This is a genomic window from Tolypothrix bouteillei VB521301 (assembly GCF_000760695.4).
In the GTDB taxonomy this organism is placed as follows: Bacteria; Cyanobacteriota; Cyanobacteriia; order Cyanobacteriales; family Nostocaceae; genus Scytonema; species Scytonema bouteillei_A.
In genome coordinates this window covers 1,054,761-1,080,843 of record NZ_JHEG04000001.1, presented here as the reverse complement: position 1 = coordinate 1,080,843, position 26,083 = coordinate 1,054,761, and the positions used below count along the sequence as shown (strand labels likewise).

General features: G+C 40.9%; 24 protein-coding genes and 1 tRNA gene. 9 read left to right on the top strand and 16 right to left on the bottom strand.

Annotated features, from left to right (window positions below):
- Positions 1 to 20 precede the first annotated feature (20 nt).
- The 5 genes from HC643_RS04135 to HC643_RS04115 all read left to right on the top strand — a co-directional run bounded on the left by HC643_RS04135 (position 21) and on the right by HC643_RS04115 (position 3,843).
- The gene (locus HC643_RS04135; RefSeq protein WP_038075412.1) at positions 21 to 935 is read left to right on the top strand and encodes a DUF1338 domain-containing protein; all 915 of its coding nucleotides are present in this window, start codon (positions 21 to 23) and stop codon (positions 933 to 935) included.
- Between the two features lie 110 nt (positions 936 to 1,045).
- Entirely contained in the window at positions 1,046 to 1,345 is a 300-nt protein-coding gene (locus HC643_RS04130; RefSeq protein ID WP_038075415.1) for an ArsR/SmtB family transcription factor, read from the top strand.
- A gap of 172 nt (positions 1,346 to 1,517) precedes the next feature.
- Positions 1,518 to 1,784 carry a hypothetical protein gene (locus tag HC643_RS04125; RefSeq protein WP_050045579.1) on the top strand — a complete coding sequence of 89 codons (267 nt, stop codon included), beginning with the start codon at positions 1,518 to 1,520 and terminating at the stop codon, positions 1,782 to 1,784.
- Positions 1,785 to 1,959: 175 nt separating this feature from the next.
- The gene (ylqF, locus tag HC643_RS04120; RefSeq protein WP_038075418.1) at positions 1,960 to 2,850 is read left to right on the top strand and encodes a ribosome biogenesis GTPase YlqF; all 891 of its coding nucleotides are present in this window, start codon (positions 1,960 to 1,962) and stop codon (positions 2,848 to 2,850) included.
- Positions 2,851 to 3,366: 516 nt separating this feature from the next.
- The gene (locus tag HC643_RS04115) at positions 3,367 to 3,843 is read left to right on the top strand and encodes an Hpt domain-containing protein (protein ID WP_038075421.1); all 477 of its coding nucleotides are present in this window, start codon (positions 3,367 to 3,369) and stop codon (positions 3,841 to 3,843) included.
- 38 nt (positions 3,844 to 3,881) lie between these two features.
- Here HC643_RS04115 and cobA read toward each other — a convergent pair whose 3' ends face one another.
- From cobA to HC643_RS04095, 4 genes are all read right to left on the bottom strand, one after another.
- Positions 3,882 to 4,667 (bottom strand): uroporphyrinogen-III C-methyltransferase, encoded by a 786-nt coding sequence (cobA, locus tag HC643_RS04110; protein WP_038075423.1) that lies wholly within the window; start codon positions 4,665 to 4,667, stop codon positions 3,882 to 3,884.
- Positions 4,664 to 5,419, bottom strand: coding sequence for a sirohydrochlorin chelatase (locus HC643_RS04105; protein ID WP_038075425.1), 756 nt, complete (start codon positions 5,417 to 5,419; stop codon positions 4,664 to 4,666). Before HC643_RS04105 ends, cobA begins: the two co-directional genes overlap by 4 nt.
- A gap of 208 nt (positions 5,420 to 5,627) precedes the next feature.
- Positions 5,628 to 6,308, bottom strand: coding sequence for a manganese catalase family protein (locus HC643_RS04100; protein WP_038075621.1), 681 nt, complete (start codon positions 6,306 to 6,308; stop codon positions 5,628 to 5,630).
- 195 nt (positions 6,309 to 6,503) lie between these two features.
- Complete coding sequence (locus HC643_RS04095) at positions 6,504 to 6,884, bottom strand: DUF4359 domain-containing protein (protein ID WP_038075427.1); 381 nt, start codon at positions 6,882 to 6,884, stop codon at positions 6,504 to 6,506.
- Positions 6,885 to 6,996: 112 nt separating this feature from the next.
- On the opposite strand from HC643_RS04095, the gene HC643_RS04090 reads away from it, so the two are divergent.
- A tRNA-His gene (locus HC643_RS04090) sits at positions 6,997 to 7,069 on the top strand.
- Positions 7,070 to 8,016: 947 nt separating this feature from the next.
- On the top strand, positions 8,017 to 10,437 hold the full coding sequence (locus HC643_RS04085) for a sucrose synthase (RefSeq protein WP_038075430.1): 2,421 nt from the start codon (positions 8,017 to 8,019) through the stop codon (positions 10,435 to 10,437).
- A gap of 63 nt (positions 10,438 to 10,500) precedes the next feature.
- Here the strand turns inward: HC643_RS04085 and HC643_RS04080 are convergent, their stop codons facing one another.
- From HC643_RS04080 to cax, 7 genes are all read right to left on the bottom strand, one after another.
- Positions 10,501 to 11,088, bottom strand: coding sequence for a peptidoglycan-binding domain-containing protein (locus tag HC643_RS04080; protein WP_038075432.1), 588 nt, complete (start codon positions 11,086 to 11,088; stop codon positions 10,501 to 10,503).
- Positions 11,089 to 11,411: 323 nt separating this feature from the next.
- Entirely contained in the window at positions 11,412 to 11,633 is a 222-nt protein-coding gene (locus tag HC643_RS04075) for a peptidoglycan-binding domain-containing protein (protein ID WP_033335405.1), read from the bottom strand.
- Positions 11,634 to 11,996: 363 nt separating this feature from the next.
- A complete protein-coding gene (locus HC643_RS04070; RefSeq protein WP_050045581.1) occupies positions 11,997 to 12,251 on the bottom strand; it encodes a peptidoglycan-binding domain-containing protein in 255 nt (84 codons plus the stop codon).
- Positions 12,252 to 12,402: 151 nt separating this feature from the next.
- Positions 12,403 to 12,735, bottom strand: coding sequence for a peptidoglycan-binding domain-containing protein (locus HC643_RS04065; protein ID WP_038075435.1), 333 nt, complete (start codon positions 12,733 to 12,735; stop codon positions 12,403 to 12,405).
- A gap of 255 nt (positions 12,736 to 12,990) precedes the next feature.
- On the bottom strand, positions 12,991 to 13,239 hold the full coding sequence (locus tag HC643_RS04060; RefSeq protein ID WP_038075437.1) for a peptidoglycan-binding domain-containing protein: 249 nt from the start codon (positions 13,237 to 13,239) through the stop codon (positions 12,991 to 12,993).
- Between the two features lie 130 nt (positions 13,240 to 13,369).
- On the bottom strand, positions 13,370 to 13,693 hold the full coding sequence (locus HC643_RS04055) for a peptidoglycan-binding domain-containing protein (protein ID WP_038075440.1): 324 nt from the start codon (positions 13,691 to 13,693) through the stop codon (positions 13,370 to 13,372).
- 233 nt (positions 13,694 to 13,926) lie between these two features.
- Complete coding sequence (cax, locus tag HC643_RS04050; protein ID WP_038075444.1) at positions 13,927 to 15,003, bottom strand: calcium/proton exchanger; 1,077 nt, start codon at positions 15,001 to 15,003, stop codon at positions 13,927 to 13,929.
- Positions 15,004 to 15,543: 540 nt separating this feature from the next.
- Between cax and HC643_RS04045 the strand changes: the two genes are divergently transcribed.
- Positions 15,544 to 18,255, top strand: a complete 2,712-nt coding sequence (locus tag HC643_RS04045) for a DUF3536 domain-containing protein (RefSeq protein ID WP_038075447.1) — start codon at positions 15,544 to 15,546, stop codon at positions 18,253 to 18,255.
- A 110-nt stretch (positions 18,256 to 18,365) separates the two neighbouring features.
- Here the strand turns inward: HC643_RS04045 and HC643_RS04040 are convergent, their stop codons facing one another.
- Together HC643_RS04040 and HC643_RS04035 are read right to left on the bottom strand one after the other, a co-directional pair.
- Positions 18,366 to 18,887, bottom strand: a complete 522-nt coding sequence (locus HC643_RS04040; RefSeq protein WP_038075624.1) for a KGK domain-containing protein — start codon at positions 18,885 to 18,887, stop codon at positions 18,366 to 18,368.
- 305 nt (positions 18,888 to 19,192) lie between these two features.
- Positions 19,193 to 21,649, bottom strand: coding sequence for a dynamin-like GTPase family protein (locus tag HC643_RS04035; protein WP_038075627.1), 2,457 nt, complete (start codon positions 21,647 to 21,649; stop codon positions 19,193 to 19,195).
- 207 nt (positions 21,650 to 21,856) lie between these two features.
- Between HC643_RS04035 and HC643_RS04030 the strand changes: the two genes are divergently transcribed.
- Positions 21,857 to 22,258 carry a PPC domain-containing DNA-binding protein gene (locus HC643_RS04030; protein ID WP_038075451.1) on the top strand — a complete coding sequence of 134 codons (402 nt, stop codon included), beginning with the start codon at positions 21,857 to 21,859 and terminating at the stop codon, positions 22,256 to 22,258.
- Between the two features lie 207 nt (positions 22,259 to 22,465).
- Here the strand turns inward: HC643_RS04030 and HC643_RS04025 are convergent, their stop codons facing one another.
- From HC643_RS04025 to sppA, 3 genes are all read right to left on the bottom strand, one after another.
- Positions 22,466 to 23,443, bottom strand: a complete 978-nt coding sequence (locus tag HC643_RS04025; RefSeq protein ID WP_038075454.1) for an RsmB/NOP family class I SAM-dependent RNA methyltransferase — start codon at positions 23,441 to 23,443, stop codon at positions 22,466 to 22,468.
- 225 nt (positions 23,444 to 23,668) lie between these two features.
- Positions 23,669 to 23,920 (bottom strand): hypothetical protein, encoded by a 252-nt coding sequence (locus HC643_RS04020; RefSeq protein WP_038075458.1) that lies wholly within the window; start codon positions 23,918 to 23,920, stop codon positions 23,669 to 23,671.
- A 302-nt stretch (positions 23,921 to 24,222) separates the two neighbouring features.
- On the bottom strand, positions 24,223 to 26,058 hold the full coding sequence (gene sppA, locus HC643_RS04015; RefSeq protein ID WP_038075460.1) for a signal peptide peptidase SppA: 1,836 nt from the start codon (positions 26,056 to 26,058) through the stop codon (positions 24,223 to 24,225).
- Positions 26,059 to 26,083 lie beyond the last annotated feature (25 nt).

The following is a 26,083-nucleotide window of genomic DNA, read 5'->3' as shown; positions in this document are numbered from 1 at the left end:
AAGATATAATCCTAAATTCTATGAAACCCGAAATTGCCCGTCATCTTTGGGACTTACTTTGGAAAGACTATAGTAGCAGGGTGACTTACGCCCGAACCTACACGCAGATGATTGAGAAAGCGGGTGGAACTGTTGCTAACGACCACATTGCTTTTAGGTCTTTACGTATGAGTGTAGATAGTCCGCAGCGTAGAGTGAAGTTAGGAATTGATTATTTAGAGCAACTCGTCCAAATTTTAGGTTATGAAGCGGCAGGAGAATATTCTTTTCCTGAAACCCACCTTTATGCCCGTCACTATCGCCATCCCCAACAAGAAGAATTTGATTTACCCAAACTGTTTATTAGTGAATTAATTGTAGATGAGTTACCAGACAATATCGTGCAACTCATTCGTAAAACCGTGGCTGGTGTTAATTTACTAAGTTCTTCTGCCATTTTTAATACATTTAGCGATAGTACGGAGCGTCTTGCTAAAGAACTTTCAAGAGTCTTTTCTACTCCTTGGCAACCTCCAAAGCGATTTGTGGTAGAACAAGTTAACAAAGTGACACAATATGGTGCTTGGGTATTGCTACATGGTTATGCAGTTAACCATTTTACAGGATATGTTAACCGCCAAAACACTTTAGCCTATCCAGATATTGAAACCACTGTCCGTGCTTTAGTTAACTTAGGTGTACCCATGAAGGAGGAAATTGAAGGTGATGTTACCTGTGGATTGCGACAAACAGCAACTCAAGCGGTGACTGAAATTGTATCGGTTCTTGATGATTCAACAGATACAGAAATTCAAATTCCGTGGACTTACGCTTATTACGAACTTGCCGAGCGGTATCTGATAGAAGTGGAACCAGGTAAGCAAGAACTTTTTGATGCGTTTTTAGGAAAGAACGCCCAGCAGTTGTTTCAAATGACAAAGATAGTGGGTAGTTAGTAGGAGTGAAAGGCGTTGCGCCCATACAGGCGTTAATTGCTGTTCCACCAACCACTTAGCTAAAAATACAATTTGACATATCGCTAAATCTCGATATAATAATCACAGGTATGGATACTATAGATATATTCAAAGCACTTTCAAATGAAACTCGGCTCCAAATCCTGCATTGGTTAAAAGAGCCAGAGAAGTATTTCCCAAATCAAGACGTAGATCCTTATAGTGTAGGAATATGCGTTAGTTGTATTCAAAAGAAAACTGGCTTGGCTCAGTCCACTGTATCTCACTATCTATCTGTGTTAGAGGCTGCAGGGCTAGTAGTCGCTACCCGTCAGGGACAATGTACTTACTACCGACGCAATGAAGAAGCATTTTCTAAATTTGTATCTCTTGTAGCGAAGGAACTGTAAATTTTTACAACTTTTGCGATTAAGTAGTATTTATCCCATTGTCTGAGAGCTATCCTATCTGATTACATCGAATTAGTTCGATATTTCCATATTGATAATTGCTTTTAAGTGATTGCGAAGCTATCTAGGTTTGGTACAGCTATTAACTTACAGTATATTTGAGGAAATAATTATGCTATTTAGCTATTTGGTCTTACTCATTATCGGTATAAGTAGTGTTTGGCTTGGACTCAAGATAACTGAAGAGGTTTATCGCATTGCAGTTGTGTTTGCTGGAGCCATATTATTGCTGATGGGATTTCTTTTAGTTCCATCAATTGTACAAATAGGGGTTTTATTGCTTTTGTTGGGATTGCACCAGTTATATACCCCGCAAAAGATTTTAGGCAGAGTCGTTACGACTACTGAAAAAACTCCTACACAACCAACTCAGCTATAATTCAGTAGTACTTGACCGTATTGGTTTTGAAAGTTTTCACGATCCCCGACTTCTGTAAGAAGTTGGGGATATAGCCCACTTAACTCCTTAAACTTAATAGGTCAGACAGACAAGGACGTCCCACATTACGGGGAATAACTGAAGATTTCTATCGCTCCCAACAGGTTTAATCAAAATGGCACTAACTCAAAACTACAAGTTAAACCTGATCCAATGGTATCCAGGTCATATTGCTAAGGCGGAAAAAGCATTAAAAGAACATCTCAAGCTTGTAGATGTGGTTCTGGAAGTACGTGACGCCCGTATTCCCCTAGCAACGCACCATCCCCAAATCAATGAGTGGATAGGAAGCAAACCACGGGTGTTAGTACTGAACCGAGTGGATATGCTCTTGCCTCAAGCACGGCAAACATGGATAGAATGGTTCAAACAACAGGGAGAAGTTCCTTACTTTACTAACGCCCAACAAGGTCAAGGAGTTGCTGCAGTGTCAAAAGCAGCGCAAGCTGCTGGCGTGGTCATTAATGAACGTCGGAAAAATCGTGGAATGTTACCCCGTCCGGTGCGTGCTGTAGTCATTGGTTTTCCCAATGTAGGCAAATCAGCGTTAATTAACCGTTTGTTAGGGCGGCGAGTTGTAGAAAGTGCTGCACGTCCCGGTGTAACTCGTCAATTGCGATGGGTAAGAATTTCCGATCAAATAGAATTGTTAGATTCACCTGGTGTGATTCCCAGTAGATTGGAAAATCAAGGGAATGGAGTAAAATTAGCTATTTGTGATGATATTGGCGATGCTTCTTACGATACTCAATTAGTATCAGCTGCATTAGTAGATTTACTGAAAGATTTAGAAGCTACAGCACCTCATCTATTACCAAAACAACCCTTATACGCCCGTTACACACTTGACCCAGCGCCTTTTACCGGAGAAGCTTATTTACAAGCTTTGGCAGAACACCGATATAAAGGTGATGTAGAACGAACTGCAAGACAATTATTAACAGACTTTCGCAAAGGGTTACTTGGTGAAATTGTTTTGGAGTTACCACCAGATTACGAACCATAAAAACTGCTTCCTTTCTGTTCTCAAAGATTTCGGGAAGTTAACTATCCCACAATTAGTACTCTGGGATACCTCTTTAAGATGAGTTCGATAGACGGGGTATTTCAAGGAATTCGATGAAAGGAGAGAGAGAAGAAACGTTTGGAGCGCGATACCTGAAAAGGTGGACGCGGTCGTAGAGCCGATAAAATCTGTTGTGCAGGTGGGCATTGTCATCCAATACCGGTAGATAATAGAATTATCGGGAAAGGAGGAGTCCCATCACTCCACGTTTGAGAATTATTATTGGATAATGCTCATAGCGAGCAGTTTTAAATTGTTATCTAGCTTCAAAATATATCATGCTATTGAAAAAGTACAATACTTTTTCAATTAGTCGTTATACTAAACTCGCATCCCCTCACATTGAAGGTGTTATTTCAAGTCTAATTTTTACCAAAAATTTTCGACACCCATAAAGCCCACTCAAGAAGTTATTGTCGTTGCAATAAAGTTTGTAACAACAATGACTCGTAATGCATGACATTTATTATGTTACGAGACCAACAACTACAGCTTCAAATGCAATTTATAGAAAAAGCTACCAATGATATTAGTACTTTGGAAATTGTATTATTTGAAATTCAGATCCATCGTCAACTCACCTTACCAAGAATTAATGCAGGACTGAGAGCAGTTCATTCCATAAAAGGTGGTGCTAGTCTCATGGGATTTCAAGTACTCAGTCATTTAGCTCATTGTTTGGAAGACTATTTAATTTTTTTAAAAAATCACAACAGCTCCTTAGAAACCGACCCCGATCTCCTGAATTTATTACTATCTGGAGTTGATTGGCTCTGTCAAATTGTCAAATTATATTCAGAAAATCGTGCTGTGGACGAACAGTGGTTCACAACTTTTTGCTATCCAGTTTTTCAAGAAATTCAAGAACATTCAAACAATCAAAAGAACTCAACTTACACTGATATTTTAGCAGCGGTTGTAAACAATGAATAGTAACCAGTGACACCTTAATCCCGGTTACCGATCGCAGTTCATTGATGACCGAGAGTTGCGTACAAATTCACTACCGGACCGATCACAACAATAGCAGGTGCTGCAAACTGAGTTGCTTCCACTCGCTCCACAATTGTCCCCAAGGCACCGATTAGCTCTTCTCGATCCGGTCTTGTTCCCCAACGTATTAAAGCAATAGGTGTTTCCAAACTTAAGCCGCCCTCTCTCAACTGTTCCACAATGTAAGGCAGATTGTGAATGCCCATGTAGATGACAATCGTTTCCGAGCCGCGAGCGATCGCATTCCAATTAATTGCGGGACGATACTTACCAGCAGACTCATGCCCGGTCACAAAAGTTACTGAAGAACTGTACAGGCGATGCGTTAAAGGAATGCCAGCATAAGCAGGAGCCGCAATACCAGATGTAATACCGGGGACAACCTCCACTGATACACCAGCCTGAAGCAATTCCTCCATCTCCTCGCCACCGCGACCAAAGATAAAAGGATCTCCACCTTTTAACCGCACAACAATCGCATGCTCCTGCGCCTTCTCAATCAACAACTGTGTCGTTTCTTCCTGTAATAAAGAATGACGTCCCCGCCGCTTACCAGCATCAATTTTCTCCGCTTGAGGATTAATCATCGCCAAAATTGCCGGACTAATTAAAGCATCGTAAACGACTACATCCGCACATTCCAGCAAACCCTTTCCCTTCAAAGTCATTAACCCAGGATCTCCCGGTCCTCCACCTACCAAATAAACTTTTCCCAAACTTCTCTTCCCCTCTTGTTTCGCACCCTTTGTGTCTTCGCGGTTCATTGTTCTACCAAATCCCAAATCAAATCAGCTAATTCCGCACTTGTTCCCAAAGGGTCGGCCAATTGAAAACTAACCTCTGGAAACAGTAATTTTAGCTTCTCTTGCGCTCCTGCGATCGCATCAGTTATGCCACCTGCGAATAGGAAATATGGCAAAATTGCAATGCGACGACAGCCAGCAGTCACTAACTCCTGTACCCGCGATTCCAAACTTGGCGGATGTGCCCAATAAGCAGTCACTGCACTTAAAGACGTTGCCATTGCTTCTACTGGTAACACAGAACCGAGACGACGGCTACCGTGCGCTAAAAGAATTTTCCCCTCTACCTCCATGGAAACCAATTGCTTAACCAATAAAAACTTCAAACCCGGATGACTGCCTAAATATGGTTGTAAATATATTTTAATTCCCCGATCTAAAGACTGTTGTGCCAAAGCAACTTCCACCGGAATATCCTCCATTACGTGAACTCCAGGGAGAAGAAACAACGGTAGAATTTTTAAACTACAACATCCCAAAGCAAGGGCATTTTTGCTAAATGTTTTTATTTGTTCGTGTAGGGGTTCAGGATTAAGTTCTAGATAAGCCGTACCTACCAAAGATTTATCTGGTATGACTGCAACATCGTTACTAACGATGCTGGGCAAATATTTTTCGAGCTTGTGATGTAACAGACCCGCTAGGCGCTGCATAGCAATTTCCGGACGTGGATCGTGACTTCCGTGAGACACTAGCAGATATGCTGATGGCATTGGTTAGAAAGTAGAAACTAGTGAGTGATTAGTGGTTAGTAGTTACGCCCTTTAGGCTCTAAAATTACTTTTGTAGTTGGGTGGTCGCTACCCACCATTCTAATGCTCGAAGGCATTGCCTGCGCTACGTTCACAGGCAAGCATTTTGCGGAAGGGAGTCGTAGTTCCTCAAATAACTACTATCTACTAACCACTAACCAATAATATATTATTTGACTTGGGGATCGGCAATATAACGGAAAGTTGGTTCTGAATTCCAAGGACCGCGTTCGTCTTTGCCGTTACTAGACAAATTGTAGTAAATATCCACAGTGCTATCTGGTTGGATATTACCAAAAAATGGGTCTGTTAACTTACCCAAAGACTCTAGCGCCTTCATAAACATTTGGGTATGAGAAATTTCCCGCGTAAGAAGGTGAACTAGCGCCTGTTTTGTACCTTCTTCCGGAGCTAATTTAATCAACTCTTCATAAGTTTGACGCGCACCCGCTTCTGCTGCGATGTTAGCTCGTAAATCGCGTACAACATCACCACCTTCATTCACGTATGCTGCTGTCCACGCTTGTCCTTGACTGTCTAACAAATGAGGTCCTACACCCCTAACAGCAAACAGCGTGCTTTTATAAGCTTCTGTTTGATCGACATTTTTCGTATGAGCTTCGATCAATCTGCCAACCATTTCCAAATGGCTAAATTCTTCAATGGCAATGTCTTGTAACATATCGCGAATCCCAGCATTCTCGCAGTGAAAAGATTGCGTCCAATATTGCAAAGCAGCTGTTAATTCACCAGTAGCACCACCAAACTGCTCTAGAAGCAGTTGGGCAAAACGTGGGTTTGGCTCGCTAACGTTAACAGGTTTAATTGTCTCTTTTTTATGTAAAAACACAATGACGCTCCTTAATTTTTCTACTGCTTTATTGCCTTGGCTTAAGGCGACACTTCTCTCACGTGTTTTTCGCCTCAAGCAAGAATTTATTTGCACCTAATAGAAATCCTAAGGATACTCATCAAGTTTCACCTGTTTCTGGAGTAAGAGTTGTGTTTGAAGATCGTTCTCTCTTTGGTTACCGATCGCTAAAAATTACTGCTTCTCCATACTATAAGTATAAAATTTATCAAACGCTCCCACTGTTTCAAATTTATACGAAGGTATCCAGTTGTTGAGCGTTAAGTCAGTGCGGTAAATGCTAAAAATTAAGAAATCTTGCCTTTCTGTTCTTGCCGCAATAATATCCCGTATTTGTGGATTAGCTGCTTCTACCAGTTCATTGCAATTAAACTTAATAATATTCTCGAAAATATTCGGAGTTTTCTTGCAAACATTGCCTTTCACGTATTCCGATAACTGTTCCACAGCATATTCTTCATACCGATCCTGCTTGGGGTTTGTCCTTGCCATTGCTAACCCTATAGTCGCTAGCCCCAGGACTCCCACGCATACAATAATGGATAAGACTCTCATTTTCCTAATTGCTAGTAGCTTTAGCGATTAGACTTTAGATTAGCGGAACACGTTCCTTTAAAAAAAGGACTAGATCGTTTAAGATAGTTATGCTATACTCAGGAATGTAATGGCGAGCGTAGCCAAGTGGTTAAGGCAGAGGATTGTGGTTCCTCCACTCGTGGGTTCAAGTCCCATCGTTCGCCCTGAGAAAAACTCATTAAGTCAATTAAACATAAAAGGCAATGGATAAGCGCTCTGTCTGGTCAGACCGATACTTAGTATCCATCGCCTGTGGTTCTCGAATGCAATTTAAAAGTAAGTGAAACAGATTGGTAATTTTAAAGCCCTCCTAAAAAATTCCTAGCAGAAAGATAAAAGTTAAACCACATAAGGCAAGAAGAGAAATTATCATCATGTTGCCTACACTGCGATCTTGAACAGTAGGGTGTGAAGGTTGGCTCATACTGAGTTTAAACCTTATTCAAAACTACAATCGTAATTATAGATAACTAAATAGGAATTTATCTTGGTTTAATAAGATACTTTATTTTAGTTTATCTAAGTTTATTTTCGCAATAACTTAATTCAATGAATTTTTGTTTCATGACTTTTAGAAGAAGATTTGAAAAGTTTCATCTCAGACTTTTGGTATTGCCATAGGTCTTATGCAACTTCAACAGTATTTAAAGTATTTCATGCGCTTAGCTCCATCCAATTCCGTTAACAATCTACCATGCGAGGTTGAGTCTTACAGAGTTTATTCCCAAATGGAGCCTGGGAACGAGAGGAAAACAAAATGTTGTACTGGGTGAAGGTATAGCTCCTTATACTTCGGCTGTATCCTTGAAGAATTCTGCATTCTGTTCGATCTGGCGAAGATCTCCCGATCCTTATCATGAAGTTTAGCAACATTTTATTAACTTGATACTTGCTGGTTTTTATTAAAAAATAAGAACAGACTATGTCTTTAGTTAGAATACAAAATACTTGTTAATAAGATAACCGTAAAAATGTAAACTAGTTGAGGGCTGATGCTAAATGAATATTACTAATTGTTAATTTCTGAAAAAATTTGCAATTATGTCGTAGCTGTTAGCTATTAGTTCCAACTGGAAGGAAAGCTCAATGTCAAATATAAATAAGAATTGCCATGTCAGAATTACTTCAAGCCATCTTGGATAGTGAAGAGAAAAATGATTTGCGTTCTTTGATAAGCGAGTTACGCAAGCAGGAAAAAAAATATCTGCTGCGAAATGACATCCTCAATTTGTACGGTGAATACTGCTCGAAGTACGAAAAGTCAGAACAGTTTTACAAAGCCTCGCACTTGGGTAAGTTAATCTATTACACTCAAGAAATTATTCAAGAGGAATCCAGTCTCTGTTTTATCATCCGTCCTAAGATAGCCAGTCAAGAAGTTTATCGACTGACAGCCAATTTAAATATTGAGCCAATGACAGTACAGGAACTGTTGGATCTGCGCGATCGCTTGGTTAACAAATACAACCCCAATGAAGGCGACTTGCTGGAGTTGGATTTTGGTCCGTTTTACGATTACTCACCCATCATCCGCGACCCAAAAAATATTGGCAAAGGGGTGCAGTTCCTCAACCGCTATTTATCTGGAAAGTTATTTGCGGATGCCAAACAGGGTCTGGAATCTTTGTTGAATTTTTTGCGCCTCCACCAGTACAATGGCGTGCAACTGCTGATTAACGAACGCATCAAGTCACAGCAGCAACTTTCAGACCAAGTCAAGAAAGCATTAGCTTTTGTAAGCGATCGCCCCAGCGAACAATCATATGAAGAATTCCGGTTTGACTTACAGATGATGGGCTTTGAACCGGGTTGGGGAAACACCGCCATGCGAGTTCGGGAAACGTTGGGTATTTTGGATGAACTCATGGATTCTCCCGACCCTCTAACTTTAGAAGCCTTCATTTCTCGCATCCCAATGATTTTTAGAATTGTCCTCGTATCCGCCCATGGTTGGTTTGGACAAGAGGGAGTTTTGGGACGTCCCGACACTGGCGGTCAAGTGGTTTACGTTCTAGATCAAGCGAAGAATTTAGAGAAGCAACTGCAAGAAGATGCTATGTTGGCTGGGTTGGGCGGATTAAACGTTAAACCCAAAGTTATTATTCTTACCCGCCTGATTTCCAATAGTGATGGAACTTTATGCAACCAACGGCTAGAAAAAGTCTACGACACAGAAAATGCTTGGATATTGCGAGTTCCTTTGCGGGAATTCAATCCCAATATGACTCAGAATTGGATTTCACGGTTTGAGTTTTGGCCTTATCTGGAAACATTTGCTATTGATGCAGAAAAAGAACTGCGGGCAGAATTTCAAGGCAGACCCGATCTAATTGTCGGTAATTATACTGATGGTAATTTAATCGCATTTTTACTGTCCCGACGTTTGGGTGTGACTCAATGTAATATTGCCCATGCATTAGAAAAATCTAAGTACTTGTTCAGCAACCTCTACTGGCAAGACTTAGAAGATAAGTATCATTTTTCATTGCAATTTACTGCGGATCTGTTGGCAATGAATGCTGCCAATTTTATTATTAGCAGTACTTATCAAGAGATTGTAGGGACTCCAGATAGTGTGGGACAGTACGAATCTCTTAAGTGCTTTACGATGCCAGAACTGTACCACGTTGTGAATGGGATTGAACTGTTTAGCCCCAAGTTTAACGTTGTACCGCCAGGAGTTAACGAAATTTGCTATTTCCCTTACACGCGTACCGAAGACCGAATTGAAAGCGATCGCGCCAGATTAGAAGAAATGCTATTTACTCTGGAAGATCCAACGGAAATTTTTGGGACTTTAGATGACCCCAACAAGCGCCCCTTGTTCTCAATGGCTCGTCTTGACCGGATTAAGAACTTGACCGGTTTAGCTCAATGCTTCGGTCAAAACAAAGAGCTGCAAGAACATTGCAATCTCATATTAATTGCAGGAAAATTGCGAGTTGAAGAATCAGGCGATAATGAAGAACGCGATGAGATCGTCAAACTTTATCGGATCATCGAAGAGTACAATCTTCAAGGTAAAGTTCGTTGGTTGGGAGTGCGTTTGACAAAAAGTGATTCTGGGGAAGTGTATCGAGTCATTGGCGATCGTAAGGGAATATTTGTACAACCCGCTTTGTTTGAAGCTTTTGGTTTGACAATTTTAGAATCAATGATTTCAGGATTACCTACTTTTGCCACACAGTTTGGCGGTCCATTAGAGATTATTCAAGACAAAGTTAATGGTTTTTACATCAACCCAACCAATTTAGAAGAAACAGGTGAGAAAATTTTGGAATTTATCAAGAGTTGCGAACAAAATCCCCATTATTGGGAGCAAATTTCCCAAAAAGGAATTGAAAGAGTTTACAGTACCTATACCTGGAAAATTCATACATCCAAATTGCTATCTTTGGCTAGAATATATGGCTTTTGGAACTTCATTTCCAAAGAAAATCGAGAAGATTTGTTGCGTTATATAGAAGCTTTATTTTATTTAATTTATAAACCAAGAGCACAACAACTCTTAGAGCAACATAAGTATCGGTAGAAATTATGAATTATGAATTATGAATTATCAAATTTATCATAATCATAATTCATAATTCATAATTCATTGTGTTAATTCTAACCAAGTTGTTTGTCCAACAATGCCATCCACTGCTATGCTGCGCTGGTTTTGAAAAGATTTAACAGCCGCTTCTGTTAGCGCACCGAAAACTCCATCAACTTGAACAGCGTAGCCATTGTACGATAACAACCGTTGTAAAGCTCTAACAGCAATACCTTCATTGCCAAAAGTTAAAGTTGGCAGGGCTTGATTAGTATAATCGTAAGATATAGCAGTTACCACTTGGTAACCACTTCGTTTAGTAGTGAATCTTCGCCTGTAACGACGAGAATTGACCTTAGGGGTATTTTCTGACGCTACTAACAACTCCACAAAAGAAGCTGTTTGAGATGGATTCACTATATTTTCATTTTCTGTAGTTTGTTCTAATGGGGAGACTTGTATTGTCTCATCATATTGCATAAATTCAGGTGGTGTAATTTGAGCAAGTGAAACTATCGGAGATAGCTGGTCTTGATTTGACTCTTCCACGCTGCTCTCTAACTGAAGAAATAGCTGATTCGCTAAACTCAGTAAAGAAAATTGTCCTGTTTGCAATACGCCCGTCATCAGCAGGGCAATATCAGTCATTGTGTCACATTTTACGCTAGGCCCATGCTTTATTTGACAACTACTACAGGTGTTGTTCCGGAATAAACAGTAATTACAAAATAAAAAATGTAATAATTTTTTCCAAAGATTCCGTAAACTGGTCTTTGCTCTTCGTTATAAGTATAAATATGGAATACGGGTAAGGAGTCATGCTTTCTTTGACTGCTTACCCAAAGCCATACTACTCTAGATTTTGAATTGAGCTACATTTCTGGTTGCACTCTTTTTTTTAAGATGATAGGATTTGTGCGATCGCGTTTCATCAAACCGAATCTAATTTCTAATTGGCATGGAAGCGTTAATTAACCTGTTAATTCAGCCCAAGTTCTAGAACCAACCACACCATCAGGGTTTAGACCCCGACCGCTTTGAAAAGCCATCACAGCAGATTCTGTGAGAGCACCGAAATTGCCATCAATTCTTACAAAGTACCCGTTAGAAACTAAAAGCCGTTGTAAAACTCTAACAGAGTGACCGGAGGAGCCAAATCTTAGAGTTGGTAAACCTGATGCTCGTGCTGACATAAATTGTGCTTTGGATTGTTCCTCAAATTGTTCTTCAAGTTCTTACTCAAGTTTCCTAGTGGTTTTCCTTGAGGCTGTGCTGCGTTTGTAAATTCTTACATAATAATTGAGTTATAAATCAATTTCATTTTTTCATTTTAACTATCTTTCAAAAAACTGGCACAACTGGAAAAAATGTTAATGGTTAACGAGTGGTGGTGAATTTAGCACTACAGGTGATTTTCTAGAATGGAGTTAGCAATCCGGTGAGGTTCTGCACTTTAAATTTGACAGGCATTCTTACGTAAAATGACCACACCCGTAGGAGCGCAATGCTTTGCGCCCTGACAAACGGGGTGGTTTATTTAGATGAAAAATGCTGTATTATGGAGCCACTTGTTGACAAAAATGATTTGCCCAATTTGCCAATGCTAACCAAGTATTGGAACCAACAATCCCATCATCTTTTAAGTTCTGGTCTCGTTGGAATTGTTTGACAGCTTCTTCTGTCACTGAACCAAATTTTGAGTCAAAACCACCACTGCTGAGATATCCAAAAGTAATCAATTGTTGTTGCAGCAATCTTACAGCGTCACCAGTAGTGTCCTTTTTTAATTGGGGCAATTTTTGCTCAGCCATGATTTACTTTCCTAAATATTTTAAATGACAAAAAAAGGGCAAAGAATGAAGGATAAAGTATGAAAACTACATTGGTAGTTATGGATACAAAACTCTTAATTTATCAATTGGTGTTGACTTTATTCTTCATGCTTCTTAGTTATTAACTCAATTAGGGGCGACACTTAAGGAAACCAAAATCGCCCAAAGCCCGCCAAGTAGCAGGGCCTACTTTTCCATCAGCAACTAATTTTATATTATTAGTATTAACTGCTGTGTACTCTTTTTGGAATTGCACAACAGCAGAGAAAGTGTTGCTACCAAAATTTCCGTCTACTTTCAGGACTGGTGTAACGTTTCCATTCCCGATCTTGCTTCTGTAAGCATTTAACAGTTGTTGTAAATACTTCACGGCGTCGCCAGTGTCGCCTTGTACCACTGGTGGTAGACCGATAGAAGCAGCACTAGCTCCAACTGGGGCATTAAAATCTGTAGCTTGTGTCATGGTTCACCTCTATAGTTAGTGTTAATAATTAGTCAGGGCGCAAAACATTACGCCCTGACATAAGTGAATGGGGGCGAAAGACCGCCGTATCGCGTTGTATAATCTGATTTTGGCAATCAATTGTGTTCGTACAGGAGTAAGTGGGAGCACAAGACTGCTGCGCTTTAACAACAAGCAGTCCGTAGCACGCGAACATTCCGCTTCTGGTAACTTCTAACTTCCACTCCTGAATCTCTAACTCCCCCCAATCCCCAACTAGAACTGGGCACAGGTATTCTTGGTTTGATTACCCAATGCACCCCACGTTTGGGGACCGACTTTACCATCCACTGTTAAATTTTGTTCGCGTTGAAACTCTTTAACAGCGCTTTCTGTTTTACTGCCAAAGATGGCATCGAAGTCACTGTTACCTAGCTTGCCAAAAACGATTAAAAGTTGTTGTAGAAATCTTACAGCTTCACCATTAGAGCCATTTTGCAGTGTCGGCAAACTCTTTTGAGCCATGATTTAACCTTCCTGTATTTGTTTCAATGATGTTCGGTCAAATGAATGAACCAGTACCGGGTGAGTTGACAATCGCCAGTGACAGAGCTGTTGATTAACTGCTTACCAAATGGCGATCGCCGTTCGCTCACTAGCGACACCGACGATAAGCAAAATCACCTAAAGCACGCCAAGTCAAAGGACCAACTTTTCCATCAACAGAAAAAGTGGAATCGCCAATAACTGCTCTGTATTCTTGTTGAAATCTGACAACAGCCGCAAACGTGTTACGACCAAAATCTCCATCTTCTTGAAGTGGTGCAGTGCTACCATCCCCAATCTTGCTTCTATAAGCATTTAGAAGTTGTTGGAGAAATTTCACAGCATCACCATTGTCACCTTGTACCACGAGTGGCAAGCTTATGGAGCGAGCAGCAGCCTCAAGCACTGTATTGAAATCGGCAGCTTGTGTCATATTCACCCTCCGTGAATGATTTAAGGTGTAAGATTACTCTTCTATCAATCTAAGGTAGTGCCGCAAGTCCCACCCTGACATTACCCATGCAGGGTAATCTTCCCCCAAACAGAAGCAAAGTTACCCCTGTTGTTTTGCTCTAAAGTGTTAGGTCTTGTTAGGCACTACCAACCAGATACAGTTGTAGCGAAAAGAATACCGAAGTGGTGGCTTTTTTAACGTTCTCTTTATGTCTACGCAACCGGAAGGTAGTAGAAAGCGAATCCCAATACTGTATAAGCAGCCAATAACAATACCCCTTCAAGCCAATTTGACTTTCCATCAGAACTAATGCTGTTTGCAATCAAAACTGATACTGCTACAGCCACCAGTTCAAAGGGATTAAAATTTAAATCCATTGGTTGACCGAGTACCCAACCTGCTAAAACTAAGACAGGAGCCACAAATAGGGCGATCTGCATGCTCGATCCCACTGCTACCGAAAGAGAAAGATCCATCTTGTCTTTCATTGCGACTGTGACGGCTGTCGCGTGTTCCGCAGCATTACCAACAATAGGTACAAGAATGACCCCTGTAAATAATGCAGTTAAACCTAATTGACTTGTTGCCACTTCCAGTGATGCGACTAGCATTTCTGATTCTAATGCGACTAGAATAGTACAAACTAGCAACACACCTGCCCACAACCAAATGTTCGGTTTGCTGTAATGCTCTTCTTCTACTGTTTCTGCAACACCCACCTCGTAGAGGTAAGCGTGGGTTTTCATAGAAAAGAAGAGCGTTAAAGCATAGACAACTATTAAGACTAAGGCAACAGCTAGGGAAAGATGTTGCAATGTTTGTTGGCTAACTGTCTGAGCACCAAATCTCATTGCTGTTGGCAGCAAAATGGCGATGACTGCCAAATTCATAGAAGATGCATTAACCCGTGCTACGACTGACTGAAATTTCTGTTCTTTATGGCGCAGTCCGCCTAAAAACATTGCAAGACCCATTACTAGCAGTAAATTCCCAATAATCGAGCCCGTTATACTAGCTTTGACAACATCGACCAATCCGGCTTTTAAAGCAACCAGGGCAATAATCAGTTCTGTTGCATTACCAAAAGTGGCATTTAACAATCCTCCTAGGGTAGGACCGACTACGACAGCAATTTCTTCTGTAGCTGCTCCCATCCATGCAGCTAAAGGTAAAATTGCCAAGCAGGCGGTTCCAAAAACAATGAGATCTCCCCACTCCAAGTAATGTGCTGCAAGGGAAACCGGAATAAACAAAGACAAAACTAAAAAGATGATGTTTTTACCTGACATGGGTATTTTCGAGCTGAAAGAGTTAACAGAAACGGAGTTAAGGGTTAAAAGTGAAGAATCACACTTCTGTATATATATGCCATAGCACGTCTCTACTGTCCTCAACTTCTTATTTAGGATACTCCCAACCCTCCAGTAGAACGGTTCCGAAATTGTACTGTTTCCTTTCTGGAGTTTTATTTGTAAAATAAGATTGCGATATAAAACGTCTTCGCAATCTTTCGTTGCAAAAGTTTCGATGAAGTGAAGAATTTTACAACAAAGATGCAGGGTAATATATTAAAAGACAATTAAGTTTTTAGCACCACCAAAGATGAAACCTGCTAACCCCGCTTTTGTCAATGGTTACTTAATTGAAAGGCTGTTTTAAGCGTGCAAGTGACTCCAATATTTAGACCGCAAAGAGCGGAATTTATTCACATATCATAGTTGCTCTATTTTCCCCACTGTTATTGCAAAGCCAATGCAAGAAAGTTTCATAAAAATTTTGCTCTCAGGCACAATTGCAAGTTTATCTATCGTGTTTGGAATCATAACTCCATGACCTCAGCAGCTGAATTACCAGCTAGTACTGGTACAAATTTGATGTCCCATGAAACTATCAAAAGCACCCAAATGCTCGATCCCCTGAGACAAGCTACGGGTATTTATGTAACAGTTCATGGACATTTTTACCAACCACCACGGGAAAACCCTTATTTGGATGCAATTGAGCGTCAACCTGGTGCAACGCCTTTTCATGATTGGAACGAGCGCATTCATGCTGAATGCTATCGTCCCAATGCTTTCGCCAGAGTGGTAAACGATCGAGGCGAGTTGGTGGGGATCGTTAACAACTATGAGTATTTGAGCTTTAATATTGGGCCAACGCTGATGTCGTGGTTGGAACGCCACGATCTGGAAGTTTACCAACGCATCTTGGAAGCAGATCGCAAGAGCTGCGAAAGGTTGAACGGGCATGGTAATGCGATCGCGCAAGTATACAACCACATCATTATGCCCCTAGCGAACGAACGCGATAAATACACCCAAATTCGCTGGGGCAAAGAAGACTTCCGATCCCGCTTCGGTCGCGATCCCGAAGGAATGTGGTTGGCAGAAACCGCTGTAGACTACGCAACCTTAAAAGCTTTAATTGACGAAGGGATTCGCTTCATTGTCCTTGCCCCATCGCAAGCACAACGCTGCCGTTTCATGCCAACAAAAGACAATTCCAATCCAGAATGGCATGAAGTAGGCGGTAGTCAAATCGATCCCACACGTCCATATCGGTGTTTTTTGAAGGAGAAAGGCGGAGTTGGGGACTCGGTACAGAAAACTCTCAATTCCCAATCCTCAAGCACCGATCCCCAATCTCTCCCATACATAGATATCTTCTTTTATGACGGACCGATCTCGCGAGATATGGGATTTAGTGATGTTCTCTATAATTCCAGCCATTTGGCAGGACGAATTGGTTCCGCAGTACGCGGGGATCACCGTCCCGCACAGTTAATTTCTGTCGCCACAGATGGAGAAACCTTCGGACACCATAAAGGCGGTACGGAGAAAACACTAGCCTACGCATTTACACAAGAATTTGCCCACAGGGGTTGGACTGTCACCAACTTTGCTCACTACCTCAGCCTGAATTCTCCGACTTGGGAGGTGGAACTCAAGCCTGTCACGGCATGGAGTTGCGCTCACGGTGTAGATAGATGGCAAGATGATTGCGGTTGCGGTGGTGGAGGAACGTGGCATCAAAAATGGCGTCGTCCATTAAGAGATGCTTTAGATTGGTTGCGCGATCGCCTCATCCACGTGTACGAAGAACATGGCAAGCTATTGTTCCGCGATCCCTGGTCTGCACGGGATCGATATATAGAAGTGATTCGCGATCGCACTCCTGAAAATGTCACTCGTTTTCTAGCCCGCCACCAAAACCACAAACTTACAGCAGCCGAACAAGTAGATGCCTTGCGCTTGTTAGAAATGCAGCGTCACGCTTTGCTCATGTACACCAGTTGTGGGTGGTTCTTTGAAGAAATCTCGCGCCCAGAAGGAACGCAGATTCTTCGGTATGCTGCTCGTGCGCTGGAACTTGCAGGAGATGTAGCAGGCGTACAGTTAGAAAAAGGTTTCATCAAACGTCTTGCTGTAGCAACAAGTAATGTTGAATTCTTCAAACATGGTGCGGAAGTTTACCGCCAACTTGTGCTAACAGCCCAAATTAGCTTTAAACAAGTTGCAGCCCATCATGCCATTACCTCATTGTTCAACGGACAGCGATCGGCTTTAAGCGACAGGCTTCCTTCCAACAACAATCAAGCTTCAGCAGCTAGCGCTTTTCAAAAAAGAGCTTATTGCTACACGGTCAACGAACTCGATTACCAACTCCAAAGAATGGGATCGCTAACTTTGGCAGTGGGGAATTTGAACCTAGTTTCAGAAATCACCTGGGAAAGCGAACATCTAGTGTTTGCAGTTCTTCACCTTGGAGGGTGGGATTTCCATTGTTGCATTCAACCTTTCCAAGGACGTCGGAGTTACAGCCAGTTAAAGGACAAACTGTTTGGCGCACTGCAACAAGCTAGTGCAGCACACACAATCCTGGCGATGATGCAATTGTTTGGTGAAGAAGCATTCAATTTACAGAATTTATTTGCTGAAGAACGCCACCGACTGATGCACTTACTCAGTCAGGAAACCCTGACACGTTTAGATCAACTGTACACACAAACATACAGGGATAATTACGGTGTCTTAATGGCATTCCATCGCGATGGAGTTCCCGCACCACAAGAGTTGCAGGTAGCAGCAGAGATATCTTTGGGGTATCGGTGTATGATGACATTACGTGCATTAGAGCAAGAGATATCCGAACCAAAATCCACTTGGAACCACATTTTAGAGTTAGAAGCAGTTGCCACAGAAGCCAAACACCTGCATTGTCGGTTAAATATTCCTGAAGGCAGGCAGATGTTAGAGCAGATAATACTCCATTCTCTCTGGCAGCTACTATACGATCCTAGTGGGACCTCAGATGCAGATATCCAACGCTTGGAACGATTGATAGATGCGGGGTATCAGCTTAACCTTGGTATCTGTCTTGACCGATCCCAGGAACTATACTTCAGTCGTTTGCACAATCAAATCCTACCGGAGATAGTTACAAAAACGGTAAATCAAGAAAATGCAACTTATAGCCGTCAATTGCTAAAATTGGGGCAAAAGTTGGCGGTTGATGTTAACCATTGGTTGACTGACAGTTAACAGCGCTCGGCGACCAATGACCAGTCGTAGAAATTGGTCATTGGTCGCGAGGATTTATTTTTCTTTGTTCTCTCGTCGCCCCGGTCCCTCGATCGCCTCCTTTATTCTGATTACTTATAATCATTCACTATCCAATAGACATTATTAATCAATGGGTGGGGTTGATTGTTTGTAAAAGATTCTTCAACCTCAGATTCCTCCGGGCGAAAATCTATTGAAACTTTTATTTCTAAATTTTCCGAGCTTTTCTTATCTTCAATAGATAGAATCTTATATTCATCGTCATCATCAAGCACGCAAGACTCCTGTTTCTTCATAGGAGAAAAATCTATGACGACTTTGATCTCTAACTTGCCTTTCTGCTTGCGATTATTTTCTGGAGTGAAAAGTTCGCATTTAATTCCTTGCCTGAGTGCAAACTTCCACTCTACTCGATTAAAAATGCCTTGCATATTTTTCTGCTTAAAGAATTTTTTTAGAAAGGAATTTTTGCAAGACAAATTTAGATCGTTACCTTTCGGTTCAAAATTTTCAATTATGCGATCGATAATCTGAACGGGATTGAATATTTGATTTTCTAAAAAAATAATATCTTCTGTTCCTTCCAATTGTTTAAATTTGTTGTTTAGCATACTCAGATGACCCTCCTGCTTTTTAATTGGTAACATTCTCGATCGCTGTTAAAGCTTGAAAATTATAAAATGACTGAAACGTAAAGATGACAATTAATCATCAATTAGCTTAAAACATCCCAAAAAGCCAGACTAGAGATAATAAGACATTATTATCATTCCATTTAGCTAGCTTTATGTTTCCTTTTGGATTAGAAATTTTTCCAGGCTTTGAACTTTATTTTTAAGCCAAAGAAAGAGAATAAATCAAAGGACACAGATAGTATAATTTACATTATATTTCTGCGTATTAGATGTATTAACGCTTACAATTTTGTTAATTTCACTGCACCATTTGACTCCAATAAACCATTTTTATAAAACTTCATATCAACTTTTTCTGATTCTATTTGTTCAATAGTAGGTAAGAGACAATCATATAATTCCACCGCCTCCAGGCATTCATTGATGGAAGTAACAGCTGAATTATAGGTTGCTATCTTTTGCCCAATAACATCTAATAAATGTTTGTTTGAGAGAATTTTTTCCTCAGCTTCTCGTTCTAGGGATTGCTCCAAATAATTACGCGCCTTAGGATATTGCTGCAGAATTTCCTCAACTTGCTTGTCAGCCATGGGCAGTAAGTGAGTTTTAAAAATTTGGTTGAAAGTTTGGCGGAAAGTTTTGCGAATAGTTTGAGAAACTTTTGGTTCAAAGTCTAACTTTAATAACTGTCTGATTGCTGGTTCTGCTTCTACTATACTTTCACAATCATAGGCTTGAGATGTTTGTAACAAAGTTTGACGGAACTGGTATATAGAAAAAGTGCCTTCATCATAAAATCTAGGGCTCTCCCGCACAAAGCGATCGCATTCTACTCTAGCCACACTTACCAAAGCATGAGTCACCTCTCTTTCCAAAACTTGCAACTGCTGCTCAATTCCTCCATCATTTCCTAACAGCCGATATAGTTGACGATAAGATTCTGACTTGCGAGTTTTCTCATTTAATCTTTGGAAAAAAGAGGCAACAATTTCTTGAGAAGACTCAACCAAAACATCTTCCAACTGATTTGCTAGATAATATAGTGCTTCTACTAAAATAGCAATCAAAGGTGCTGTTGCATTTCGCGAATGATTGCGAGTAGCGTGCCGATAAGCATCTGCAACAGAGAAAGTATCTAGCAATTCATCCAAGCGGCGAATCATTCGAGATTGCAATTGTCGAAAATCAGTCTCGAAAGCATTACTATCATTTGTAATAACTTGATTCACTTCCTCGATGATTGAAGCGCGAAAGCCATTGCCAACCTCTTGCAGTTGCTGGTTCAACCGCTGTAACTCCTGTGCCTTCATTGCCTCAATTTCTTGGGGTTGGCTATCTAACTCTCTTTGGATGGACTGATAGTGTTTTTTAAGTTGAATACACGCATCCTCCAAATCATTTGCCAGATTTTTAAACAATTGAGGGCGTTTTTCTTCAGTTAAATACCAAGCGATCGCATTTCTAAACTCTCGTATACCACTGTCTTGAATCAGCTGCTGAATCAGTGGCAACCCTTGTTCTTTAACAATTCGTATGTAGTTTTCATTGGGAGTTTCAAAGCTATTAACAGAAATCCGAAACTGACTGGACGAAAGTTTCCCAGAGTTAGCGCAATAGCGCAGGAATTCATTCACAAATTGTGGCGTTTCTTCCCTACCATTCAATCCTCTAGAACTTTCAGTGAAGACAGAATCCAATCCAAACCTGTCCCGTTCGCTTGTTTGTTGAATTTGACTGCCATAAAATCCCAGCAATCCACTGGTTTTAAAAACTCTGTTGGTATCCTGGAATTGCTCGCTCATTAAATCATCTAGACGTTGACGCAGTTGAGCATTATACCAAGTTTCATCAATACGATTAAACACGTAGAAAACGCGATCGCGAATGCCAGGATTTTCGCGTATTGTTTCCAACAGTTCTGTTTCTTCCTTGGTCATATCACCAGCCGATGCAGGTTTTAACACACAAATTACCGCTGAAGTATCAGAAGATCGAATTCTAGCATATGTAAAATGCGAATCTTTCTCAACTGGTGCATCAATACCAGGAGTATCGATGATGATATTTCCATCTTGCAAGAGGGGATGATCGCAGTAGTACTCAATGCGTTTTAACACGGCACTGTTACTACCACGACGGGCATACCCAGCTGCTTCTTTAAGATTTTTAAAATTAAATTGTTCCATAGAATAAGTGGCATTATTCACCGTTTGTATGTGTTGGCGGTTTGCCACATAACCTTCTAGGAGTAACATCAAAGCCTTTGCTTGCTTTGCCCGTTCTGACTTGCTCTCACCACCTTCTTGTTGAATGATGGTATTGCATCCTTGACAAAGCAATTGAATAACTTCTGCTTGATTGATATTTGTGACTGTTGCGAACTTCAGTTGCTGGCATAAGAAAACAGCTTGCTCTCTAATCTCCGCTTCACTTAAAAAAGTTAAAACAACTCGTTCTTTATCGCTGGGCGCATACTCAATTTTGCATTCAGTTCCAGTGGCGTGTCCCTCCGCGCTATAAAGCAGTTCCCGTTCCAGAAGGGCATTAATTAACATGGACTTACCAGCACTAAATGCTCCTGCAAACACAATTTCAAACCTGGGTGAAATTGCTTTATTTAGGGAAGTTTGTATCGATGTTACATTATAAGAACGTAAAAATGGCTCTTGCTGTATAAGTTGTAAAATACACTCAACTTGCTCCTGCAAATTTTTGCACTGGAGCGGTAACCCTTGCATAAATAGGAATCCTGAAAGTATAAAAATATTATCTTCAGTACATTTTATGGTAATCAAGTGCTTGATAGCCTCAGCAAATACACTAGGTTATTTTTCAAAATCGTTACCATAATTTTGATATAAATTGCACAATGACACAGTACTTCTGACGATGCTTGGAATATTTAAGATTTATTTAATAAAGGTATTCTAAAGATTTATAGGACCATGAGAATATATCCTCTGCGGTTAAAACCAGATGAAGATTTAAAACAAAGTTTAAAGAATTTTGCCAGCCTAAAAAACATTAAAGCAGGGTTTATCGTAACTGCTATTGGCAGTCTGAAACAAGCCAAAATTCGCTTTGCCAACCAAGACAACAGCACCCTCTTAGCTGACAAATTTGAAATTCTTTCTCTTAACGGAACAATAGCAACAACTGGAGTGCATCTCCATATTGCTATCTCTGACCGACAAGGAAAAACCATTGGCGGACATCTTGACTGTGGATGCATCATCTACACAACAGCCGAAATAGTCATTGGTATTAGTGAAGAATATGCTTTTCTAAGAACACCTGATGAGCAAACAGGCTGCTACGAATTAGAAATTATCAGAAAAAACGATTGAAAAGCCTGAAGTAAAGGGGAGCATCCCAATGAGTGAAAAAACGCCGACGATTGGAAATCGCGGCTACACAAACAAAGCCTGCCTACGCAGGCTTCAATCAAGAACCAAGAGGGACTTGGTTGGTATAGCCCTAGAATTCTATTCTGAGGGCAATGCGCCAAATTGGGATGCTCCCGAACTCAAGTAGTAATCCTTCTTTTCCTCACCTTACTTCTCTGCGCCCTCTGCTCCTCTGTGGCTCATGTTCTTCCATACTGCAGGCAAAACCTCCACATCCAAAACCTTCTCCTCACCTTCCTCCGTATTCTGAAACAACACCGTAAAAGCACCAGCACCCAAACCATTCTGAGGAAACATCCGATAACAAGGCAAAGCCGTTAAATGTGACTGATATCCCTCTAAATGTTTTGCTTCCACAGCTTTAAACTGAGAAAATCTTTGTAAAAACCATTCACAAACCTCCTCATTTTCTTCTGGGGAGTAGGTGCAAGTCATATAAGCAAGATACCCTTGAGGGGCAACAAGACGTGCAGAATTTGCTATAATTCTTTTCTGTCTGTTAGCACTTTTATTAATAGCAGTTGGATGAAAACAACCGGGTGCTTTTTCTCCTTTAGCAAGTAAAGACTGCCCGGTACAAGGAGCATCTACTATCACTAAACGACTCGATAAAGGTATCGTATCAGCAAAAAAACTTGAATCTTTGCTAGCGACAATAGAAGGTTCCACCTCACAGCGTTTCAGATTAGAAATCAACATTCCCAACCGTTTGCCAATCACTTCATTGCCAATCAATAAATTTGGTTGCAAACTTTTCCAAGCAAAAACACTTTTTCCTCCAGGTGCAGCACACATATCAAAAACAAGATTGACAGGTTGAGGGATTGCCAACAATACAGAAGCAGCAAAGACAGAAGAAAAATCCAAACAGTAAAAATACCCTTGTTCGTGTAGAGAATTCTGTCCGGGTTTTTCTCCTAAAGATAAACGGTCTATAAATTTCGGTTGCCAAGGCATTGCTATTTCAGTAACAAAAGGAGATACTTCAGGCTTTTGTTTGCACCAAAGGATACAAGGATTAAAACGCTGTGGATGAGTTAAGGCTTCAATAAATTTTTCTTGTTCCCCTGCATTGGTAAATAAATGTCGCGACAGTTTAAGTAATAAATTAGAATACACTTTCATCATTCATTCCAAAAAAAGTCCCACTGACCCAAACATAACGAAATCATCAGCGATCGCGTAAGCAGGCAAGTAGACCATATGTATTAATAATACATAGTAAATGAGCAATTTCCACAGAAAGCTTGATAAGGCGAGCAGTGCCCGCCTTTCGAGTTTTATAAAATCTGTCAATCTATAAATAATATTTATAATCAACTTCAGTTAGGAAGCTGATATTTGTCACTTTTAGTTTTCGTGTCGGTGCTGCCATGCTACACCAACAGCTGCACCTGCTCCAGCTATTAACCCAGTTGCCATTCCCTCTATAGTTTTCATTCCTGGGTCTTGAGTTATACATTCACTAGTGACTGTATTGGCTTGCAAGCACATATTGGTTTCTGCCCAAGCTGAAGTACCACCTACGATGACACCAGCTATACTACAAGAAAACACAAGAAGAAGAAGGCGTTTAGTTTTTATGTCTTTAGGCAGTTGCATAAAATTTGGTAAATTGTTATTCAATCAAAACTACTTTACACGCCCTTACCGTTTTTGTCAGTAGTTTTGACCCCATAATATCTAGCTAACTTAAATATCGGTTTGAATCGAACTCTCAAAGGCGTATCTCGCTGGCATTCTCTCATGGTCCAATCCCATTCCACCAGGACGCGCCCAAACTAAAGCAGCTGCGCTATCACTTCCCAAAGACGACTAACAATGGGTAGAAGTGGGTAGCAATCAACTAACAGTTGCTACCCCTTGGATGTACTGCTCTCAATTGGAAATCGGTGTGTTAATGCTCATTCAATCAAGAGGTTAATGGGTAGGCGAGCATAAATACCCAACGAATCGTTCATCTTTTGTACGATCGCCAGTTCTTTTTGAAGTTTTTCAAATTCAGCCATCAATGGATCTGGGGCTTTCAGTTTCATATTGTTTATCCCCAAAAGCGCTCGTGTCTCTTGTGCTGCTTTTCCAAACAATCGCTCCTCAAGAGTTCCCAATCGGGGATACTCCTTGACCTCCCAATTGTTGCCCAAATCGGCTGCTGTTGAAGCATATTTAATGGCAGCATCCAAACCCCCAATCTCGTCCACCAAACCTATTTTCTTTGCTGCAACACCCGACCAAACCCGTCCTTGAGCAATTTCAACCACCTTTTGCTCTGACAGTTTCCGACCTTGTGCGACTTTATTAACAAATACACTGTAAATGCGGTTAACATTGCGCTGGTATAGTGCCAGTTCTTCTGTAGATTTGGGACGAGCTACTGTTTGAACGTCAGCGTATTTCCCTGTTTTGACTGAATCCCAGGTAATTCCATTACCATTTGCCAATTTTTGAGCATTGATCAGCACTCCAAAGACACCAATAGAACCTGTAATGGTATTGGGTTCTGCGAAGATCCGTTTGGAGTCAGTAGCAATCCAATAGCCCCCAGAAGCAGCGATGTCACCCATAGATACTACTACGGGTTTTTCTTGATGAGTCAACCGCACTTCTCTTTGCATCACCTCAGAGGCGGTAGCGCTTCCACCAGGGCTGTTAATTCGCAGCACAACAGCCTTAACATTTTTATCTTGGCGCAACTGACGGAAGATTTTGGCAAAGCGATCGCCTCCTATTTCTCCACTTTCACCTTGACCTTCGACTATTTCACCTTCAGCATAAACAACAGCGATTTTGTTTTTCGATTCCCGTTCTATACCCAAAGATTTACCAGGAACTCCCGCATACTCATTGATGTTGATTTGGCGAAATGTTTTTTCATCTTTATCGCTATCAGTTAGCTTTTTCAAGTCTGAAACAACTTCATCAAAATAAGCTACCTTATCCACCAAACGATTGGCTTTAGCTTGCTCTGCTAGTAACAACGCTTGATTGTCAACAATATTTTGCAATTGGGAAGGAGCTATTTTACGACTTGACCCTACGGTTGTTCGCCACTCTGCCCAAACATCATTTAATAAAGTTTGAAGTTGCTGGCGGTTTTCCGGACTGAGCTTTGTCAAAACATAAGGTTCAACTGCTCCCTTAAACTTACCAACTCGAACCACTTGAACGCCAACACCATACTTTTGCAATGCTCCTGCAAAAAACATGGGTTGTGTACTCAAACCATTAACTTCTATAGCTCCTAAAGGGTTAACCACAATATTATCTGCCACCGAACTCAGGTAATATTCCCTTTCTCCCCAATCCGAGCCATAGGCGATAATCTTTTTGCCTGCAGTGCGGAATTTCTCCAGTTCTTGGCGGATTTCTTTAAGGGTAGCAAAACCTGCAACACTTGCTTGCGAAGCACGGCTGGCGTCCAAGTAAATACCGACAATTCGCTTGTCAAGACGTGCTTTTTCCAGAGCATCCAGAACGCTGCGAAGAGACATTCTGTTGACTTCCTCACCTGATAATGCTTTTTCCAGCAATTCGCTTGTGCTGGGTTCGCCATCAGTAATGTTCATAGACAAGTCAAAAACTAGCATTGACTTATCTTTTACTAAAGGACCAACATCTTTAGAGGAGGCGGCTGCAAAGAGCAGCAAGAGTAGCCCAGTGGTACCCAGACCGCAAAAGATACATAACCCCAAGAGGCTACCTACTAAGCTGGCAAAAGTTTGTTTGAGAAAATTACGCATTTTTAGTTAGTGGTCATTGGTCGTT

Coding starts and splice junctions, on each gene's coding strand:
- HC643_RS04135 (WP_038075412.1), top strand. CDS start 21: ATGAAACCCGAAATTGCCCGTCATCTTTGGGACTTACTTTGGAAAGAC.
- HC643_RS04130 (WP_038075415.1), top strand. CDS start 1,046: ATGGATACTATAGATATATTCAAAGCACTTTCAAATGAAACTCGGCTC.
- HC643_RS04125 (WP_050045579.1), top strand. CDS start 1,518: ATGCTATTTAGCTATTTGGTCTTACTCATTATCGGTATAAGTAGTGTT.
- ylqF (WP_038075418.1), top strand. CDS start 1,960: ATGGCACTAACTCAAAACTACAAGTTAAACCTGATCCAATGGTATCCA.
- HC643_RS04115 (WP_038075421.1), top strand. CDS start 3,367: ATGACATTTATTATGTTACGAGACCAACAACTACAGCTTCAAATGCAA.
- cobA (WP_038075423.1), bottom strand. CDS start 4,667: ATGAACCGCGAAGACACAAAGGGTGCGAAACAAGAGGGGAAGAGAAGT.
- HC643_RS04105 (WP_038075425.1), bottom strand. CDS start 5,419: ATGCCATCAGCATATCTGCTAGTGTCTCACGGAAGTCACGATCCACGT.
- HC643_RS04095 (WP_038075427.1), bottom strand. CDS start 6,884: ATGAGAGTCTTATCCATTATTGTATGCGTGGGAGTCCTGGGGCTAGCG.
- HC643_RS04085 (WP_038075430.1), top strand. CDS start 8,017: ATGTCAGAATTACTTCAAGCCATCTTGGATAGTGAAGAGAAAAATGAT.
- HC643_RS04080 (WP_038075432.1), bottom strand. CDS start 11,088: ATGACTGATATTGCCCTGCTGATGACGGGCGTATTGCAAACAGGACAA.
- HC643_RS04075 (WP_033335405.1), bottom strand. CDS start 11,633: ATGTCAGCACGAGCATCAGGTTTACCAACTCTAAGATTTGGCTCCTCC.
- HC643_RS04070 (WP_050045581.1), bottom strand. CDS start 12,251: ATGGCTGAGCAAAAATTGCCCCAATTAAAAAAGGACACTACTGGTGAC.
- HC643_RS04065 (WP_038075435.1), bottom strand. CDS start 12,735: ATGACACAAGCTACAGATTTTAATGCCCCAGTTGGAGCTAGTGCTGCT.
- HC643_RS04060 (WP_038075437.1), bottom strand. CDS start 13,239: ATGGCTCAAAAGAGTTTGCCGACACTGCAAAATGGCTCTAATGGTGAA.
- HC643_RS04055 (WP_038075440.1), bottom strand. CDS start 13,693: ATGACACAAGCTGCCGATTTCAATACAGTGCTTGAGGCTGCTGCTCGC.
- cax (WP_038075444.1), bottom strand. CDS start 15,003: ATGTCAGGTAAAAACATCATCTTTTTAGTTTTGTCTTTGTTTATTCCG.
- HC643_RS04045 (WP_038075447.1), top strand. CDS start 15,544: ATGACCTCAGCAGCTGAATTACCAGCTAGTACTGGTACAAATTTGATG.
- HC643_RS04040 (WP_038075624.1), bottom strand. CDS start 18,887: ATGCTAAACAACAAATTTAAACAATTGGAAGGAACAGAAGATATTATT.
- HC643_RS04035 (WP_038075627.1), bottom strand. CDS start 21,649: ATGCAAGGGTTACCGCTCCAGTGCAAAAATTTGCAGGAGCAAGTTGAG.
- HC643_RS04030 (WP_038075451.1), top strand. CDS start 21,857: ATGAGAATATATCCTCTGCGGTTAAAACCAGATGAAGATTTAAAACAA.
- HC643_RS04025 (WP_038075454.1), bottom strand. CDS start 23,443: ATGAAAGTGTATTCTAATTTATTACTTAAACTGTCGCGACATTTATTT.
- HC643_RS04020 (WP_038075458.1), bottom strand. CDS start 23,920: ATGCAACTGCCTAAAGACATAAAAACTAAACGCCTTCTTCTTCTTGTG.
- sppA (WP_038075460.1), bottom strand. CDS start 26,058: ATGCGTAATTTTCTCAAACAAACTTTTGCCAGCTTAGTAGGTAGCCTC.